This window comes from Brucella grignonensis, from assembly GCF_002252505.1.
Taxonomy (GTDB): domain Bacteria; phylum Pseudomonadota; class Alphaproteobacteria; order Rhizobiales; family Rhizobiaceae; genus Brucella; species Brucella grignonensis.
On sequence record NZ_NNRL01000164.1, the window covers coordinates 64,068 to 80,164 of the forward strand.

Here is a 16,097-nt window from a genome sequence, read left to right on the forward strand (position 1 = left end):
TACAGAAAGAGACGCTCATGCGACTCTCAAGGGTTGCCGAAGCAAGTCCCCTTACGCACTGGAATTAGGGCATTTTCACGAGAATTAAAGTTTTGTTAACGAAAAAATTCACGTGTGATGAATTTGTCGCGCCTAATCTCCTGTTTGGGGTCAGGCGCTGATCACCATTGTATCTTGCGACACTCCCGCTTCCGTATTGCCGGTGGCAAATTTGCTAAGTGCCAGAGCGTAGATCTTGTGTTCAGCTTTCAACACGCGTGCGGCGAGGCTATCGTCGGTATCGCCGTCAATGATCGGAACGGCGGCCTGTGCCAGAATCGGTCCTTCATCCATACCTTCCGTCACCAGATGCACGGTGCAGCCTGCCAGCTTCATGCCAGAATCCAGTGCACGCTGATGCGTATGTAGGCCGGGAAAAAGCGGTAGCAGGGAAGGGTGGATATTGAGGATACGCCCCTCATAAGGTGCAATGAACCTCCCCGACAGAAGTCGCATATAGCCCGCAAGGCAAATGATATCGGGATTCAGCGCTGCAAGTGCTTCAAGGATCGCATCTTCATGTGCATCCTTCGAGGCATAATCCTTGCGGGCGAACGCTTGCGTTGCGATACCAGCGGCTTGTGCTTTCGCAAGGCCGCCAGCATCTGGCTTGTCGGAAAAGACTGAAACAATCTCAGCCGGAAAATCGGGTGTTTGAGCAGCGCGGATCAGCGCCTCCATATTGGAGCCGCCGCCCGAGATGAAAATAACGACCCGCTTGCGGCTCATAGTGCCAGAGTACCCTGATAGACGACGCCTTCGCCTTCGCGCTTGATCATGCGACCGAGCGTAACGACATTTTCGCCTTCGGCGGCGAGGGCTGCAACCACTTCATCAACCTTGTCAGGCGTGACAACAGCGATCATGCCGATGCCGCAGTTGAAAGTGCGCAGCATTTCGAGTGGCTCGACGCCGCCGGTCTTGGCAAGCCAGGAAAATACGGCAGGAACATCGATTGCATCGAGATTGATGTTAGCGGCAAGGCCTTCCGGCAGGACGCGCGGAATATTGTCCGGGAAGCCGCCACCAGTGATGTGTGCCAGTGCCTTGATGCCATCCGAAGCCCGGATTGCAGCAAGCAGAGGCTTCACATAGATGCGGGTAGGCGTCAGCAGAGCTTCGCCCAATGTTGCTCCGGACTGGAATGGCGCATCGGATTTCCAGCCAAGGCCCGACATTTCAACGATGCGACGCACCAGCGAGAAGCCGTTGGAATGAACGCCTGAAGACGAAAGACCGAGAATGATGTCTCCTTCGGAGATATCGCCACGCGGCAGCAGACGATTGCGTTCAGCCGCACCCACGGCAAAACCGGCCAGATCGTAATCGCCATCGCGATACATGCCCGGCATTTCGGCGGTTTCACCACCGATCAATGCACAGCCAGCCTGAAGGCAACCTTCGGCAATACCGGAGACGATAGCTACACCCTGATCAGGCGAGAGCTTGCCGGTTGCGAAATAGTCGAGGAAGAAAAGTGGCTCTGCACCCTGCACGACCAGATCGTTCACGCACATCGCCACGAGGTCGATGCCGACCGTGTCGTGCTTGTCTGCATCGATTGCAATTTTGAGCTTGGTGCCAACGCCGTCATTGGCTGCGACGAGAACAGGGTCGGTAAAGCCCGCAGCCTTGAGATCGAACAGGCCGCCGAAGCCGCCAATCTCACCATCTGCACCCGGGCGACGCGTGGAGCGGACAAGCGGCTTGATCTTGTCGACCATCAGGTTGCCTGCATCGATGTCGACGCCAGCTTCCGCGTAAGTCAGTCCATTTTTCCTGGCGGGGTTATTTTCCGTGGTCATCACCTGCTCCTGAAACTGGTCTGAAACGGGGCTGTGCCCCTTTTGGGGAATATTTACCGGCGCAATGACATGAGATCGCTTGTCCTGCAAGGCCGGGAGGCTGGAAAAGCGCAAAACACTGCACGAATCTGCTGAAATTTCCGATACTGTGGATTTGCAGTAACCTGTCGATGCTCGGAGAACCACTCGCTTATAAACATTGCAATCTTTTTGCTACGGTCTAACTATCCTTCTCTGTCGGCGCTTACGAGAAAAGTAACATCGTTTTATTATAGCTGGGGCTCAGGACCCAGCTTTGCAGAGAATGGATCAAGATGGTCAAGAAACCAGCGCCGGTGCGTGACACGACAAGCAAGACGATACAGCAGTCAGAGGCCGTGGCACGCGATGGCGATATTCACGTTAATGTAGAAGTCGGCGGCTTTACGGGCTCTGTCATCCGCCGTCAGGCCATGTTCTGGACATGCGCCGTTGCCGTGTTCATCCTGTTTCTGGTGACTTTCAGTCCGGTCCTTCTGCCTTTCGTGGCTGGCATGGCGCTGGCATATTTTCTTGATCCTGTTGCAGACCGTCTGGAGCGGCTGGGGCTGTCGAGGCTGGCCTCAACAATCGTCATTTTGCTCGTTTTCCTCATGGTCCTGGTCATAGGGCTGATGATTATCATCCCGATTCTGGCAACACAGCTTGCAGATTTCATTTCCAAGCTGCCGGATTATATCTCGCAGCTACAGGCACTGATGACCAACGAGAACTCGCAATGGTTAAAGCGTTATATCGGCATCGATAGCTCCGTCATTCAGGAAAATCTCAGCACATTGCTGCAACAAGGTGCTGGTTTCCTCTCGACATTGCTCCAATCCCTGTGGAATTCGGGGAAATCTCTCATTGATATTGCGGGTCTTTTCATCGTTACGCCGGTGGTTGCATTCTACATGCTGCTCGACTGGGATCGCATGGTTGATCGCATCGATTCATGGGTGCCGCGCAGGCAGCTTTACACCGTCCGCGGCATTGCGCGTGACATGGATGCGGCAGTGGCGGGTTTCGTCCGTGGGCAGGGTACTTTGTGCCTCATTCTTGGCACCTATTATGCCATCGGACTGACCCTGACGGGGCTCAATTTTGGCCTGCTTATCGGCTTTTTCGCAGGCCTTATTAGCTTCATTCCCTATATCGGCTCTTTCGTGGGGCTGACGCTCGCGATCGGTGTCGCGCTGGTCCAGTTCTGGCCGGATTGGATCATGATCGTTGCTGTCGCAGCAGTGTTTTTCCTGGGCCAGTTTGTTGAAGGAAACATCCTCCAGCCAAAGCTCGTCGGATCGTCTGTGGGCCTGCATCCGGTTTGGCTGATGTTTGCTCTGTTCGCCTTCGGTTCTCTGTTTGGCTTCACGGGCATGCTAGTGGCAGTGCCAGCTGCGGCAGCGGTCGGGGTGCTTGTGCGTTTTGCCCTGAATCGCTATCTCCATTCTCCGATGTACGACCCGGTCTATAAGCGCCCTCATTCCGATACCGGGCCGCTGATCGAGGCTGGCGAGAATACAGGCAAAGAGAAATGAAACTGACACGTAACCGGGCGAGATTTTCAGGAGCCAGACATTCTGGAGGCAGCGATGAGTGACGCACCGCGTCAGATTCCGCTCGCTCTCGAGCATCAGCCCGGCTATTACCGCGAAGACATCATGGTCACGGGGTCGAACCGTGCGGCGGTTGATCTTATCGATCGCTGGCCGAACTGGGTTGCTCCGGTGGTGATCCTTGCCGGGCCGACGGGTGCTGGCAAGACGCATTTGGCGGAAGTCTGGCGCGCGGCAACAGGTGCGCTGTTGGCCAATCCCAAAGCCATCAGCGATGAAGTGGTGACGGGTGCTGCGGAATACCCGGTTCTGATCGACAATATTGGCGGCGCACCTTTCGATGAGACGGGCCTGTTTCATCTCATCAATAGCGTTCGGCAGAATGCAGCGCTTGGTCCGGGACCTTCACTTCTGATGACCTCGCGTCTCCTGCCTGCAAACTGGAAGGTAAAGCTTCCTGATCTTGCATCGCGCCTTAAGGCGGCAACAGTTGTCGAGATTGCGGAGCCCGACGACATGCTGCTCGGCGGCGTCATTCACAAACTTTTTGCCGACCGGCAGATCAGCGTTGAGCCACATGTGGTGAGCTATCTGGTGAGTCGTATAGAACGCTCGCTTTTGTCTGCAATCCAGATTGTGGATCGCCTTGATCGCGTAGCTCTTGAACAGAAAACCCGCATAACCCGCACGCTTGCCGCACAGGTGTTGTCAGAAGCTGGCCACGGTGACGGATGAGGATAGCCGTCACGGGAAGCCTGCGGATTTATCGGAAGCGCGGTTCTTCGCCAACTGGCAAATGACGGACATGAGATCGTTGCCCTTTCGCGCAACGATTTGTCAGCGCCCGATTTTTCAGATGTGGACTGGTTATGCGCGCTCGTCACGGCTGGTGCCTATTCCTGCCTTCTGCATGAAAATGCTGCTCACACTCATGGGCAGAAAACCTCTGTATGAACAGCTGTTCGGCGACATGGTCGCCGATACGTCCTCACTGCTTGCTATCGGCTTTCAATATCTGCCGGCGACCCGCAAATCGCGGCCATGGCGACGTTTGTTAAGAAGAACTAGTTCTTCTGCCCAACCGCCATTGGCGGCTGAATACGGGCTTTCTGTACAAGGGGCGTCACTGGAGCAGGGGTTGGCGGCTTCTTGGCAATCGATCCGGTAGTAATCATCTGTGCACTGTCGGGCTTGTTACGACCGCCCCGCAACTGGTCTTCATGCACCCAGCCAATCATGTTGGTTGAAGGCACCACAACACGATGCCATTTGCCTGTCTTACCATAAGAGCGCATTTCGCGGCCCTTTTCGACAGTGCCAATAGCGGGTGATTTATCCCATGCATTCTTGTGAATGGTGAGCTTTGCCTTCGCATAAATCACGGAAGGAGAATGAGCGGGCGTATTCGTGCCGCGCGGCGGCATCGGCAATGCGCGTGCAGATGCAGGGGGTGGTGGCGGCGGAGCTACTTTCTGCGTTGGCATTGGCGACTTTGTCGCCTGAATGGCAGCTTGTTGCACAGGCTTATTCTGTGCAGGTGCGACCAACGCAGCCGGGCGAGGGACAGGACCCACCGCGCCTGCATAATCTTTTGAAGGCGTTTTCTTTTCAACGGCAGCTTTTTCGACGCGTTGCTTGTCTTCCACCTTTGCAGGGGCCGAAGAAGTAACCTGTGGCGCGGCGCGCTGGAACAATGCAGTCAATGCTGCCTGCGGGCTCTTATGTTGGGCTGTGGCCCACAGACTGAACGCACCCAGACCCAAAATTGCGCCGAGCGCCAATATTGGTGCGGATGAACCTGAACCACTCTTACGCCCGGTGGAGCGCCCGCTGGAGCGTCCGGTCGTGCGTTTTGTCGAGCGGGAACTCTGTTTCCTTGCGGCCATTGTCACTTGTCCCCTGTTCGAATCGCGACAGGAAGACACTAGCGGGTCTTCCTTCGCATTTCGTTACCGGGAGCATTTATTAGACGGAGCGGGTGAGACCGCCATCTACGCGCAGGTTCTGGCCTGTAATGTAGGCCGCACCTTCTGATGCCAGAAAGGCAACTGTTGCGGCAATTTCTTCGCTTTTGCCATAACGTTGCATAGGCACGCTGTCACGGCGTTCTTCAGTGGCTGGCAGGCTGTCGATCCAGCCCGGCAAGACATTGTTCATGCGAATATTGTCGGGTGCATAAGTGTCGGCAAATACCTTCGTGAAAGAGGCAAGGCCTGCGCGGAACACTGCCGAAGTCGGGAACATTGCGCTTGGTTCGAAAGCCCATGCCGTCGAGATGTTGATGATTGTGCCGGATTTTTGCTTTTGCATTATAGGGACGACAAGGCGGCTTGGACGAACGACATTCAGGAAATAAGTGTCGAGCCCCTTGTGCCAATCCTCATCCGTAATATCGAGAATCGGAGCACGAGGACCATGACCGGCACTGTTAACCAGTGTATCGATGCGCCCCCATTTTTCTATCGTGAGATCGACAAGCTTATTGAGATCGTCAATCGACTGGTTTGAACCGGTCACGCCGATACCGCCCAGTTCCTTGGCCAGCGCTTCGCCTTTGCCCGATGAAGACAGAATAGCGACAGCGAAGCCATCCTGTGCTAGTTTGCGAGCAGATGCAGCCCCCATTCCGCTGCCGCCCGCCGTAATGATTGCAACTTTCTGTGCCGACATTTCCTGATCCTGATGTAATGAAACTGTTCCTATGCGCTGAAAGTAGCGAACAGGTTTGAAATCCCAAGTGAATTTTCTTGATTCTTAGATTTTGTGGCGTTGTTCGAGCAATAAAAAACGCCGCTTACGCGGCGTTTAATCAAAATAGGTGGAATGGACTATTCCCGGCCGGATGACTTGTTGCCCGAAAAGGTCTCACCGGAAACAGGCTCATTGCTTTTCTGGCTCGACTCTTTTTGCTGAACTGCATCACGGAATGCCGCCCATTCATTTTCGTGGCGACGGTACAGTGCATCTGAAGTCTGGATATCCATTTCTATCCTCCGTTGTCGTGGCAACGCAAATAACATGGACCGAGCAAAATCGTTGCATCACAAACGGTAAGCGCTTGAAATCTTAATCGGTTTATATGTTTATAACTGCTCGGGATCGCCTACCTATTGGTGCGTTTGGGTGTTTCGATCCCTCTAAAGGATTAGTTTTCTTTAATGGAAATGCCGTCTTCGCCGATTTTCAATTCAATGCCGGAGGATTTGGATTCTTCCTGATAGGTATAAATTGCAAAGCCTGCGACCACGACAATAAGAGCACCGATGATCAGATAAAGTCCGTTGCGATTCACTCTGAAACTCCAGAAATTTGAAGATGCAAAAGGAACGCGCGACCCTGTCGTTGGTTCCTGACCTTTCCGAAAAGCCCGAAAAACGCAAATAAGCGTAAGGGTGTGAATAAAATTCGAAAAAGCAATTTTTATCGCTTGCTTTATATCTGGCGATTATCTAGGGAAGGGCCGCTTACAAAGCACGGAGCGTAGCGCAGCCTGGTAGCGCACCTGATTTGGGATCAGGGGGTCGGAGGTTCGAATCCTCTCGCTCCGACCATTTTCTTCCTGACAATTTGCTAAGATGAGTTCGTCGCGATTAGTTGCTGTGGCGTGCGCCTTTATCGCGTTGACATGGTGTGGCGTGTAAACTATTGCCTTGTTGAAATTATCGCCCTCCGGGCACAAGAGCATAGATCAAGGTTCTTCAAATGGTTGCACGTATTTACCGTCCAGCTAAGACCGCAATGCAGTCTGGTAAAGCCAAAACAGAAAACTGGCTTCTGGAATACGAGCCGGAAAGCGCTCGCAAGGTTGAGCCTTTGATGGGCTACACTTCTTCTGGCGACATGAAGAGCCAGATTCGCCTGTCATTTGACAGCCGCGAAGATGCGATCGAATACGCGACCCGTAATGGTATTGCCTATCGCGTAATCGAGCCGCACGAAGCAAAGCGCCGCAAGGTTTCCTATTCGGACAATTTCCGCTTCGACCGTGTTCAGCCCTGGACGCATTAACAGTTTAAATTCGCTGCATGCTTCGTCTCAAGTCCAGTGCGATTTGGAGGATAGTGAAGTAACAGCTTTTCCTGGCCCAACACATTGTGTTAAGGCCGGGTTCTGATGGTGAGGTCCCGTAGCTCAGCTGGATAGAGCACCGGCCTTCTAAGCCGTAGGTCGCAGGTTCGAATCCTGCCGGGATCGCCATCATAAGACTTATCACCCGCAATACTTTGAAAATCCATATGACCTTCTAATCCTGTGCACAGAGGCAGGTCTTTAGCAAGGAACGCTGTCGATTCAAGACGGTGCACCTCATGGAATCTAGCGAGATTGTCGTAATTTCAGAGCATATGTCTCCAACCGTTTCGCACTTGACGCGTGAGAGTTGGCAGCTGCAGCTATCGCAGCATAAATGGTCAGTAAAAGGCTGAAATAGACTTTTATTTACATGGGGCGGAAGACAGCAATGAGAAAATTGAGATTGGTTCGCTATATATCTTCAAGGTTTAGAGTAAATATCGCGCCAGAATTTTTCAGTAGCCACGGTGTAAAGTTCGGTACGATATTGCTTCCTCAGCCTTGATACCGATCCCATAAACGTGATCGCCACGACGATACATTTGAATAGGGCCGAAAAGAACTGTACCTTATCGTGTTTCACTACATAACCAGTTTGATCCGGAGCGACGAAGGCGACTTGCTTATACCGAAATATCCGTTGAAATGATGCTAGAAAGTTTTTTGGTTCAACTGCTGTTCTATTTTTAAGGACAAATGATGGAAGCAGGAAGCCATTAAGCGTCAATATGCGAAAGACTTTATGGGCTTTTGTGCGGTCTAATGAGCCTATCTCGGCATCAGCCGGAACAGAAAAAGGCTTCATTTGCTCGTCCGGGGCAAGATTGGCGATTTGCTTTCGGAGCGATGACGTGTCGATGTTGTCAACCCAGAACTGTGGGCCTTTCATCACATCGCAGACGGCTTGCGTGTAAGCTCTCGCCCCACCGTAGTTGTATGAGAGCGCCGATCCCAAGACGCATTTAAAATAGGTTTTAACCATTGATACTGCTGCAGTATCAGAGGCGATCATTGTGCAAACGAGAGCGGCCCTCAGGCTCAGATATCGAGTGAACGGGCCTTCTTTTAAGCCGAAGTCGTCTGCCCACCCGCCAACACCATTCATAGTGAGAATGTTGAATGGATTGGTCATGCCGAAAAGCATGTCATCGCCACGCACAAAAAACGGGAAAGAGAACTGCTTCACATCTGATATTTTGAATGCGAAGTGCCACCAACCGCCATAAGCAACATGCTCAGGCAATTCCGCCTTCAGCAAATCAACGACCTTACGCATGTCGAGGCCATTTTTGAGATTGATAACGCGAGTGCCACGGTAGTCAGCACCCTTTTCATGCAGAAGGAAAGGCTTATCTTCTCGCAGCATAGATCCCGCGACGGCTAGATTTGGAACTGCACCGAACTGCAAAATCTGAAATGTTCGACGGATAGCTTCCATTTCACAGCTGGCATCGTCATCCATAAAGAGACAGTGAGAAAAACCATTGTCCTTCAGATGTAGCAAACCACGCGTAAAGCCACCTGATCCTCCAAGGTTTTTGTTAGGAATCACAGTCGCTTTGGCGGCCTCAGATGGTTCGATGTTCTGTGAATTATCTACAACAATCAGGTCGATGTTTGCGGACAGATCAGGATCAGCCAGAAGCGTATCAGATATGCGCTTCATTGCAGGCAATACGTAATGCTTTCGGTTGAAATGTGTAATAACGATGCCAAGTTTTACATCAGTCGTCGGAGCATCTTTTGTAAAGTAGTACCCGTCTGAGATCTCAGAATCCGTATTGGCTGTGACCGAGTAGAACAGTATGCCGTCACTCATCATCGACCAAAATGGCAAATCGATTTCAACAGGGACTGCGGAAAGATCGACAGTTGTTTCACCGAGCCAAGGCATCCCGTTTTCGATACTGTGGAGGCCAATTCTGACCGTCACATTTCCTTTTCCGACGAGAGCAATACCAAGGTTATCAATGCGGCAGTTCTCTTTCCAAGGCGCGACCGAGAACCCGTTGAAAAATGTATCGAGCGAAACTGTTTGCCCTAAAGGAATCCCAATGACACCTTCAACGTCTGTCGACACGGTTTCAGATGATCGGAAGTACATTTCGATTGGTGCAGTGATTTCAGATTTAGGGAAAACGAGTTTCTGAAGCTTGTGCATGAGCGCCTGTCAAAAGAGGTCTACTTTAATCGGACTATCACAGTAGGGATTTGAAGCAACACCGCTCCTTCTTCGTTCAATTCACAACGCTCCCTTGAGGTGGCTTTTCCATGCAGAAAGGAAACGCCATGGGCAAAACTATGCCAGCAAGCGCGGTCGGTGGTCCTGCTTGACTTCATTGAATGCATCAAGGCGCTACACGGCTATGATGCGATCTATGGAAACAATCAGAACAAGTTACCAAAGTGATCGCCAAGCAGCACAAGAAAAATTGCACTGAACGATGATAAGCAAAACGCCGCAAAATTTGCGACGCTTTTATTGTTCCGCGAGTAGGCGATTTATTGTCCATGTGGGCCGTCGCCGCTACGGGAACGTGTGATGAATCTCGGACCGCGATCACGCGGACCATCCCAATGTCTGCCGCCGCGATCCCATCCGCGACCACGGTCCCAATGGCGATCACGATGCCAATGACCGCGATAATAGTCACGATCCCAACTGTCGTTACGATCATTGAGTGCGGCTCCTATGGCTACACCTGCGATCAGCGGAATACCGATCAGTGCGGCGTTACGGCCAAAGTCGTCGGAATAACCGCCTCTCGATCCCTCACGCATTGCGAGATATCGAGAGGAGGCCCAGCCGGATAAACCGCCGTAGCTGATTTGGCACCAACCATAACCTGACGTGCAGCCCCGCACATTGACGGGGGCACGGCTTGGGATGCTGCCAAGGACAGCATAGCCCGTACCCGGACCTGTGCGAACATTGAGGTTGGTTGTCACGATTGCATTCGCCGCTTGCGCTGCACCCGCAGAAAAGACGCCTAGTGCAACTATTGCTGCTTTGAAAGAAAGTCTCATCGGGGTTCTCCCTGAACAACTCCATTGGTTAACAAACGATGAAGGTCGGTAAGAAGTTCCCGTTGGTTTATGCGTTGCGTGTTTCAGCGACGGTGACGCAGAATGACGGCAATAGCTAAGCCAGCCAGGCCTATGGCGATAACACCCTGCAACACGAAAACCCAGTTCATCATGGCATTTCCCTTTAGAACATATCCCGAAAAGTGCGAAACGGCTTTCGGGAAATATGTGCGTGAAAACAACGGTCGAGGCGCGCCGATCTGATTTAATCGGATCGAGACGCAGTCCGGTGCTTCCAGCAGCTGAAGTTAGAATAACCTAATCTGCCCGGTTCCCTATCGTATTTCAGAGAGCAGTGAAATGGATAAGTGTTGCAGTGTATCTAGGCCTTTGAAAATATAGAGTTTTAAAATCTCGCGGTGATGTCACAAAAGCGGCCAGTCGGCCGCCTTGGCTTTCCCCACGGCTTGCTATTCGTCTCTTCCGAAATACTTTGCTTTGATCGCTGCAAGTTCTTCACTTTCTTGAAGACTGATAATCGCAATAGAGGCGGGCTTTACAAGGTCACTATGACGCGGGAAGGCAAATCCATATTTGTCTGGACTAAAGATGTTTCCAACCATCTCAACAGGTTCGTCTGCATTTTTGTGCGCAAAATATTCCAATACCGGGCTGTCGCCGACAATTGCTGAAATTTCCTCGTTTGTCAGTGCGGATACCGCTTCGGGTAGATGATCAAAAGTAACTGTCGAGATTGAGCGCGCCGCCATCATCTGTTCTGCAATGCTGCCCGTACGTACACCCACAGTCTTGTTTTGCAATTCGGCCAAGCCATTGATGTTGTTTGAAATATGCGCAACCGTCATAACGCTGGTAACTGACGAAGTTACATAGGCCACTACGGCTATGCCGAAGACCAGCCAAAACGCCTGCCAGATGCGTCCCACCCATCCGAAGAGATTCTTGCGCGAGCTTTTGCCCGAAGTGGCAAGGGAAACGACGTGATAGAAGCTTTCGGCCAAACCTTCCAGCCAGCGGCGTGGGAAGTTTTGATCGAACCGGCGATCAAAGAGTGTCAGCAGAATGGTGGCAATCAGAATGACTATGCCGATCCACGCATAAGTGGCAAGGTGGCCAGCGTCTTCCAGGTCGCCGATCAGATCATTCCATCCATTGCCGGCTTGCGTGTGCACCATGATCCGTAGGCCTGCATCGAACCATGGATGGGTGAAATCTACGATTTCGGCACGTTTTTCGGTGATGGTGAGGTTGGTGACGGCCGCATCAACTTCGTTCGCGGAAACAGCTTTCACCAATGCATTGTAGTTCGGATATTCGATGAACTGAGATGCTAATCCCAGACGCGTGCTCACACTGTTCCAGAGGTCGACCGCCATTCCAGTGTAGGTGTCACCCTGTTTGCTGACAAAAGGCTCGCTGACGTAAATGCCGACCTTCACCTGACGTAAAGGTGCTTCCTGGGCCGCGGTGGGAAACACTGAGAGTGTTAGAAAAAAGAGTGCAAGAAGACTCTGGGCGAAGAGGATAGCCGGGTTTTTAGTCAAATTCTGGAGTAGCACTGTCATAAGCCGAAATTTTATTGCCGATAGTGAGGCAGTATAGATATTTTAGTAAGAGATGGAAGCAAAAGGATAATGTTGTTAGCTTTATTATTTTGTATTTATATATAACTTATATTGCATATATAGTATTTCTTAACGGGGTCTCATTTCAAAAAAAGCAGGACTAGGCTTTGTGATAAGGCGGTTGTCAGCTCAGAATGTAAAACGTCGATCTGATGCATTCAGATCGACGTTTTTTGCAGCGTTTGTAAGTGCTCTAAATGCGACGCACCTTTATAATTCAGATCGCGGCAAAGCCTTTTTCAATATCTGCGATCAGGTCAGGCACATCTTCAAGGCCGATTTGCAGGCGAATGACCGGGCCCGGGTAATCACCCTTGGCAACGGTTCGATCTTTCAGCCCGACTTCGTTTGCAAGACTTTCATATCCGCCCCATGAATAACCAAGGCCAAAAATCGTCAGCGCATTGAGAAAAGCGTGTGCTTCTTGTCGGCCGCCACTCTTAAGCACAAAGGCAAATACGCCGGACGAGCCCTTGAAATCGCGTTTCCACAATGCGTGGCCCGGATGGCTTTCCAGCGCTGGGTGCAGTACGCGATCAACGGCTGGATGGCTTTCCAGCCAACGGGCAATTTCAAGCGCGCTTTTGCGGTGATGTTCCAGACGAACCCCCATTGTGCGCAGGCCACGCAGGATCTGATAGGCGTCATCAGGTGCAGCACACAGACCAAGCACGCCATGGGTTTCCAGCAACTGTGGCCAGCATTTCTCATTGGCCGAAATGGTTCCAAACAGAATGTCAGCGTGGCCGGAGGGATATTTTGTGGATGCGTGGATGCTGATATCGACGCCAAAATCCAGCGGCTTGAAATAAAGCGGTGTCGCCCACGTGTTGTCCATCATGACGATGGCGCCAGCCTTGTGAGCTGCGTCGACGATTGCGGGAATGTCCTGCACTTCGAACGTGTTGGAGGCAGGTGATTCCGTAAATACCACTTTGGTGTTGGGACGCAGAAGCTTTGCAATGCCTGCGCCGATTTCAGGATCGTAATATTCAACCTCAATGCTCATACGCTTCAAGATCGTATCAGCAAAGTGGCGAGTCGGATTGTAGATCGAGTCGACAAACAGAACATGGTCACTAGGCGATAGAAACGCCAGCAGAGGGATTGTGACAGCGGCCAGACCTGACGGAACACAGACAGTTCCAGCAGAACCTTCAAGGGCATCGATTGCCTTGCATAATGCTTCGCTGGTTGGTGTTCCGCGCGTGCCGTAAGTGTATTTCTGATTGCCCGTCGCCATTGTTTGCGCGTCAGGAAACAGGACCGTGGAAGCGCGCACAACCGGTGGATTAACGAAGCCGTGATAGTCGCGCGGCTCATACCCATCATGGGTCAAGCGTGTGTTTATGCCCAGCTTTTCTGTCTTGTCCTGCTTGTTAGTCACGAAATTGCCTCCAGGCCGTGTTGCATGCTGATCCGACGGCTCTCCGTTGGAGAGTTTTGCAAACTTGTGTTCGGTCGAAACAGGTTTGCAACGGAAAGGGTTGGTGTCCGCTGACAGTGGGACACTCCGATTATTGGATAAAGCGCGCATGGGGCGGATGCAACATGGAGCTTTGTAACAGTGATAATGTAAATCAGAGAAAGAGAAATCCCGATATGCCAGATCTGAATGAGCGCAAGGCCGCAAGCACTATTCTTTATCCGCTTCGCGCAGCATCGGAGCTGGTAAGAGCGCTTGCGAAGCCTGCTTATCCAGGTGCGCCGTCGAGTTGGACGATGGAGATGACGGCGCTCATCGTGCTTCTCCCTTTCGTGCTGCTGGTCCTGCATATATGGGATGCGCAGATTGTCCGGGCTGCGATGAACAGTAATTTCATCGTCATGGAAGTGCTTCGAACGATTACCGATCTGATTCGTACGGTTGTCTGGCTGGGCATAGGCATAATTGTCTGGCTCGTCACGGCTTTAATGCTTTCTCCCTTCATCCGTCTCACCGCACAGCAAATGCTTGTTCGTTTTCATGGCTGGGCAACGCTTGTTCTTGCTTCGATCGTGGTCGGCAGTTTCCCGACCGAGATTGGCAAATTTGTTATAGGGCGTGCACGTCCAGTTTTGCTTGATGAGTTGGGATCAGCCTATTTTGCACCGTTTCGTGGTGAGTACTCCTATGAAAGCTTCCCGTCGGGTCACTCCATGATGGCTGGTATCATGCTGGTATCATTATGGATTTTCTTGCCACGCTGGCGGTTTTTGACTGTGCCGGTTTGTATACTTTTCGTAATCAGCAGGCTTGCAGCCGGCGCTCATTACCCCACCGATGTCGTGGCTGGGCTGACAATTGGCTGTATCGCGACATGGTGGACTGCTCGCTTTATGGCGACGCGAAATATTATTTTTTCTGTTGATGAAGATCAGATGATGCCACGCATATAAATCAGACAAAATCGAGGTATTTGTCAACTGGCGCATTCCTGCGAAATCAGTGTAATATATTGTTTTTATTGTGTTATTATGGAGGCTCCCTTTTTAAGGGGAGCCTATTTCTTTGGCGGGATCGTTTTACCCGAAAATTGGGAAATCATGTAAATTTCTGTATGCGTCGCGACATTTTTTTGGATGAACAGGCCTTTCTCCAGACGTTAATAGCTTGACCAAAACCAAAATATCGCCTTCGATAGAGTTGTGAAGGCGATAGGCATCTCACGCTCATAAAAACCAATAAGGGTCGACAGCGGCTCGGGGCGGAAGATAGCTTACGCAAAGCAGGGGTTGGGGGAGGTCATACGACTGTTTCTTCAGCTTAGTGCTAAAAATAAAGCAACAGAGACGATCGGGCTGTTTGGCTCGACGATCTCCAGGGAACATAAAAGGTTGCAGGCCAGATGAAAAAAACTGTTTTGACAGGGGTATTGGGTGCAGCTGCGTTGTTTGGCGCGGCTTCGGGAGCATCAGCAGATACGCTTTCTGATGTGAAGGCCAAGGGGTTCCTGCAGTGTGGCGTCAATACAGGTTTGCTCGGTTTCGCATCGCCGGATGACAAGGGCGAATGGTCGGGCTTTGACGTGGATTATTGCCGTGCGGTGGCCGCTGCCATTTTCGGGGATCCAACCAAGGTTAAGTTTACACCGCTGAACGCGAAAGAACGCTTTACTGCGCTGCAATCGGGCGAAGTGGACGTACTGATCCGCAACACCACTTGGACCATCAGTCGCGATACGTCGCTTGGTCTCGATTTCCCGGGCGTCAATTATTATGACGGTCAGGGCTTCATGATCAATTCCAAGAAGCTTTCGGGCATCAATTCTGCGCTTCAGCTGTCCGGCGCCTCCATCTGTGTTCAGGCTGGCACGACCACCGAGTTGAACATGGCCGACTATTTCCGTGCCAACAAGATGGACTACAATCCGGTCGTCTTTGAAAAGCTCGAAGAAGCCAATGCGGCTTATGATTCCGGTCGTTGCGATGCTTACACGACCGACCAGTCCGGTTTGTACTCGACCCGCCTGACGCTGGCCAATCCAGACGATCACGTCGTTCTGCCGGAAATCATTTCCAAGGAACCGCTTGGACCAGCTGTTCGCCAGGGTGATTCCAAGTGGGCCGATGTTATCCGTTGGACCCACTATGCGTTGTTGAATGCTGAAGAGTTCGGCATCACCAAGGCAAATGTCGAAGAGATGAAAAACTCCGACAACCCGGAAATCAAGCGCTTGCTTGGCTCTGAAGCTGACACCAAGATTGGTACAGATCTCGGTCTCACCAATGATTGGGTCGTGAATATCATCAAGGGTGTTGGTAATTACGGCGAACTGTTCGAGCGCAATCTCGGCGCCGGTAGCCCGCTCAAGATCGCTCGCGGTCTGAATGCCCAGTGGACCAAGGGTGGTGTTCAGTACGGTATGCCGATCCGCTAAGGATTGTGCTCTTGTTGGATGATGTCAGGCGGGGGCAGTTATGCGCCCGCCGGATTTGTCGGCTCTACAATACTG

At 51.7% G+C, this 16,097-nt stretch carries 15 protein-coding genes and 2 tRNA genes; 7 read left to right on the forward strand and 10 right to left on the reverse strand.

What is annotated here, in order from left to right; genetic code table 11:
* Positions 1-150: 150 nt before the first annotated feature.
* The gene (gene purN / locus CEV33_RS18180) at positions 151-768 is read right to left on the reverse strand and encodes a phosphoribosylglycinamide formyltransferase (protein ID WP_094541828.1); all 618 of its coding nucleotides are present in this window, start codon (positions 766-768) and stop codon (positions 151-153) included.
* On the reverse strand, positions 765-1,844 hold the full coding sequence (gene purM / locus CEV33_RS18185; RefSeq protein ID WP_094541829.1) for a phosphoribosylformylglycinamidine cyclo-ligase: 1,080 nt from the start codon (positions 1,842-1,844) through the stop codon (positions 765-767). The genes purN and purM overlap by 4 nt, the downstream gene beginning before the upstream one ends.
* A gap of 314 nt (positions 1,845-2,158) precedes the next feature.
* On the opposite strand from purM, the gene CEV33_RS18190 reads away from it, so the two are divergent.
* A complete protein-coding gene (locus CEV33_RS18190; RefSeq protein ID WP_094541830.1) occupies positions 2,159-3,400 on the forward strand; it encodes an AI-2E family transporter in 1,242 nt (413 codons plus the stop codon).
* A gap of 42 nt (positions 3,401-3,442) precedes the next feature.
* On the forward strand, positions 3,443-4,153 hold the full coding sequence (gene hdaA, locus CEV33_RS18195; protein WP_208620225.1) for a DnaA regulatory inactivator HdaA: 711 nt from the start codon (positions 3,443-3,445) through the stop codon (positions 4,151-4,153).
* Positions 4,154-4,482: 329 nt separating this feature from the next.
* On the opposite strand, the gene CEV33_RS18200 is transcribed toward hdaA, so the two are convergent.
* From CEV33_RS18200 to CEV33_RS24045, 4 genes are all read right to left on the reverse strand, one after another.
* The gene (locus CEV33_RS18200; protein ID WP_094541832.1) at positions 4,483-5,304 is read right to left on the reverse strand and encodes a hypothetical protein; all 822 of its coding nucleotides are present in this window, start codon (positions 5,302-5,304) and stop codon (positions 4,483-4,485) included.
* A 79-nt stretch (positions 5,305-5,383) separates the two neighbouring features.
* Positions 5,384-6,088 carry an SDR family oxidoreductase gene (locus tag CEV33_RS18205; RefSeq protein WP_094541833.1) on the reverse strand — a complete coding sequence of 235 codons (705 nt, stop codon included), beginning with the start codon at positions 6,086-6,088 and terminating at the stop codon, positions 5,384-5,386.
* Between the two features lie 158 nt (positions 6,089-6,246).
* Positions 6,247-6,402 carry a hypothetical protein gene (locus CEV33_RS24040; RefSeq protein WP_167388180.1) on the reverse strand — a complete coding sequence of 52 codons (156 nt, stop codon included), beginning with the start codon at positions 6,400-6,402 and terminating at the stop codon, positions 6,247-6,249.
* A 161-nt stretch (positions 6,403-6,563) separates the two neighbouring features.
* Positions 6,564-6,710, reverse strand: coding sequence for a hypothetical protein (locus tag CEV33_RS24045; protein ID WP_094541834.1), 147 nt, complete (start codon positions 6,708-6,710; stop codon positions 6,564-6,566).
* Between the two features lie 182 nt (positions 6,711-6,892).
* Between CEV33_RS24045 and CEV33_RS18215 the strand changes: the two genes are divergently transcribed.
* The 3 genes from CEV33_RS18215 (at position 6,893) to CEV33_RS18225 (ending at position 7,615) form a co-directional block, all read left to right on the forward strand.
* Positions 6,893-6,969 (forward strand) — tRNA-Pro (locus CEV33_RS18215).
* Positions 6,970-7,120: 151 nt separating this feature from the next.
* Positions 7,121-7,426 carry an ETC complex I subunit gene (locus tag CEV33_RS18220; protein ID WP_094541835.1) on the forward strand — a complete coding sequence of 102 codons (306 nt, stop codon included), beginning with the start codon at positions 7,121-7,123 and terminating at the stop codon, positions 7,424-7,426.
* A gap of 112 nt (positions 7,427-7,538) precedes the next feature.
* Positions 7,539-7,615: transfer RNA gene (locus tag CEV33_RS18225), tRNA-Arg, on the forward strand.
* A 295-nt stretch (positions 7,616-7,910) separates the two neighbouring features.
* On the opposite strand, the gene CEV33_RS18230 is transcribed toward CEV33_RS18225, so the two are convergent.
* The 4 genes from CEV33_RS18230 to CEV33_RS18245 form a co-directional block, all read right to left on the reverse strand.
* Positions 7,911-9,650: a glycosyltransferase gene (locus CEV33_RS18230; RefSeq protein WP_094541836.1), complete on the reverse strand. Its 1,740-nt coding sequence runs from the start codon at positions 9,648-9,650 to the stop codon at positions 7,911-7,913.
* Positions 9,651-9,991: 341 nt separating this feature from the next.
* A complete protein-coding gene (locus tag CEV33_RS18235) occupies positions 9,992-10,516 on the reverse strand; it encodes an SH3 domain-containing protein (RefSeq protein WP_094541837.1) in 525 nt (174 codons plus the stop codon).
* Positions 10,517-10,986: 470 nt separating this feature from the next.
* Positions 10,987-12,015, reverse strand: a complete 1,029-nt coding sequence (locus tag CEV33_RS18240; protein WP_235818449.1) for a transporter substrate-binding domain-containing protein — start codon at positions 12,013-12,015, stop codon at positions 10,987-10,989.
* A 364-nt stretch (positions 12,016-12,379) separates the two neighbouring features.
* A complete protein-coding gene (locus tag CEV33_RS18245; protein WP_094542070.1) occupies positions 12,380-13,549 on the reverse strand; it encodes a cystathionine beta-lyase in 1,170 nt (389 codons plus the stop codon).
* 215 nt (positions 13,550-13,764) lie between these two features.
* Here CEV33_RS18245 and lpxE point away from each other — a divergent pair, with 215 nt between their 5' ends.
* Both lpxE and CEV33_RS18255 read left to right on the forward strand, forming a co-directional pair.
* Entirely contained in the window at positions 13,765-14,541 is a 777-nt protein-coding gene (gene lpxE, locus CEV33_RS18250; RefSeq protein ID WP_094541839.1) for a lipid A 1-phosphatase LpxE, read from the forward strand.
* Positions 14,542-14,990: 449 nt separating this feature from the next.
* Entirely contained in the window at positions 14,991-16,022 is a 1,032-nt protein-coding gene (locus CEV33_RS18255) for an amino acid ABC transporter substrate-binding protein (protein WP_024897392.1), read from the forward strand.
* Positions 16,023-16,097 lie beyond the last annotated feature (75 nt).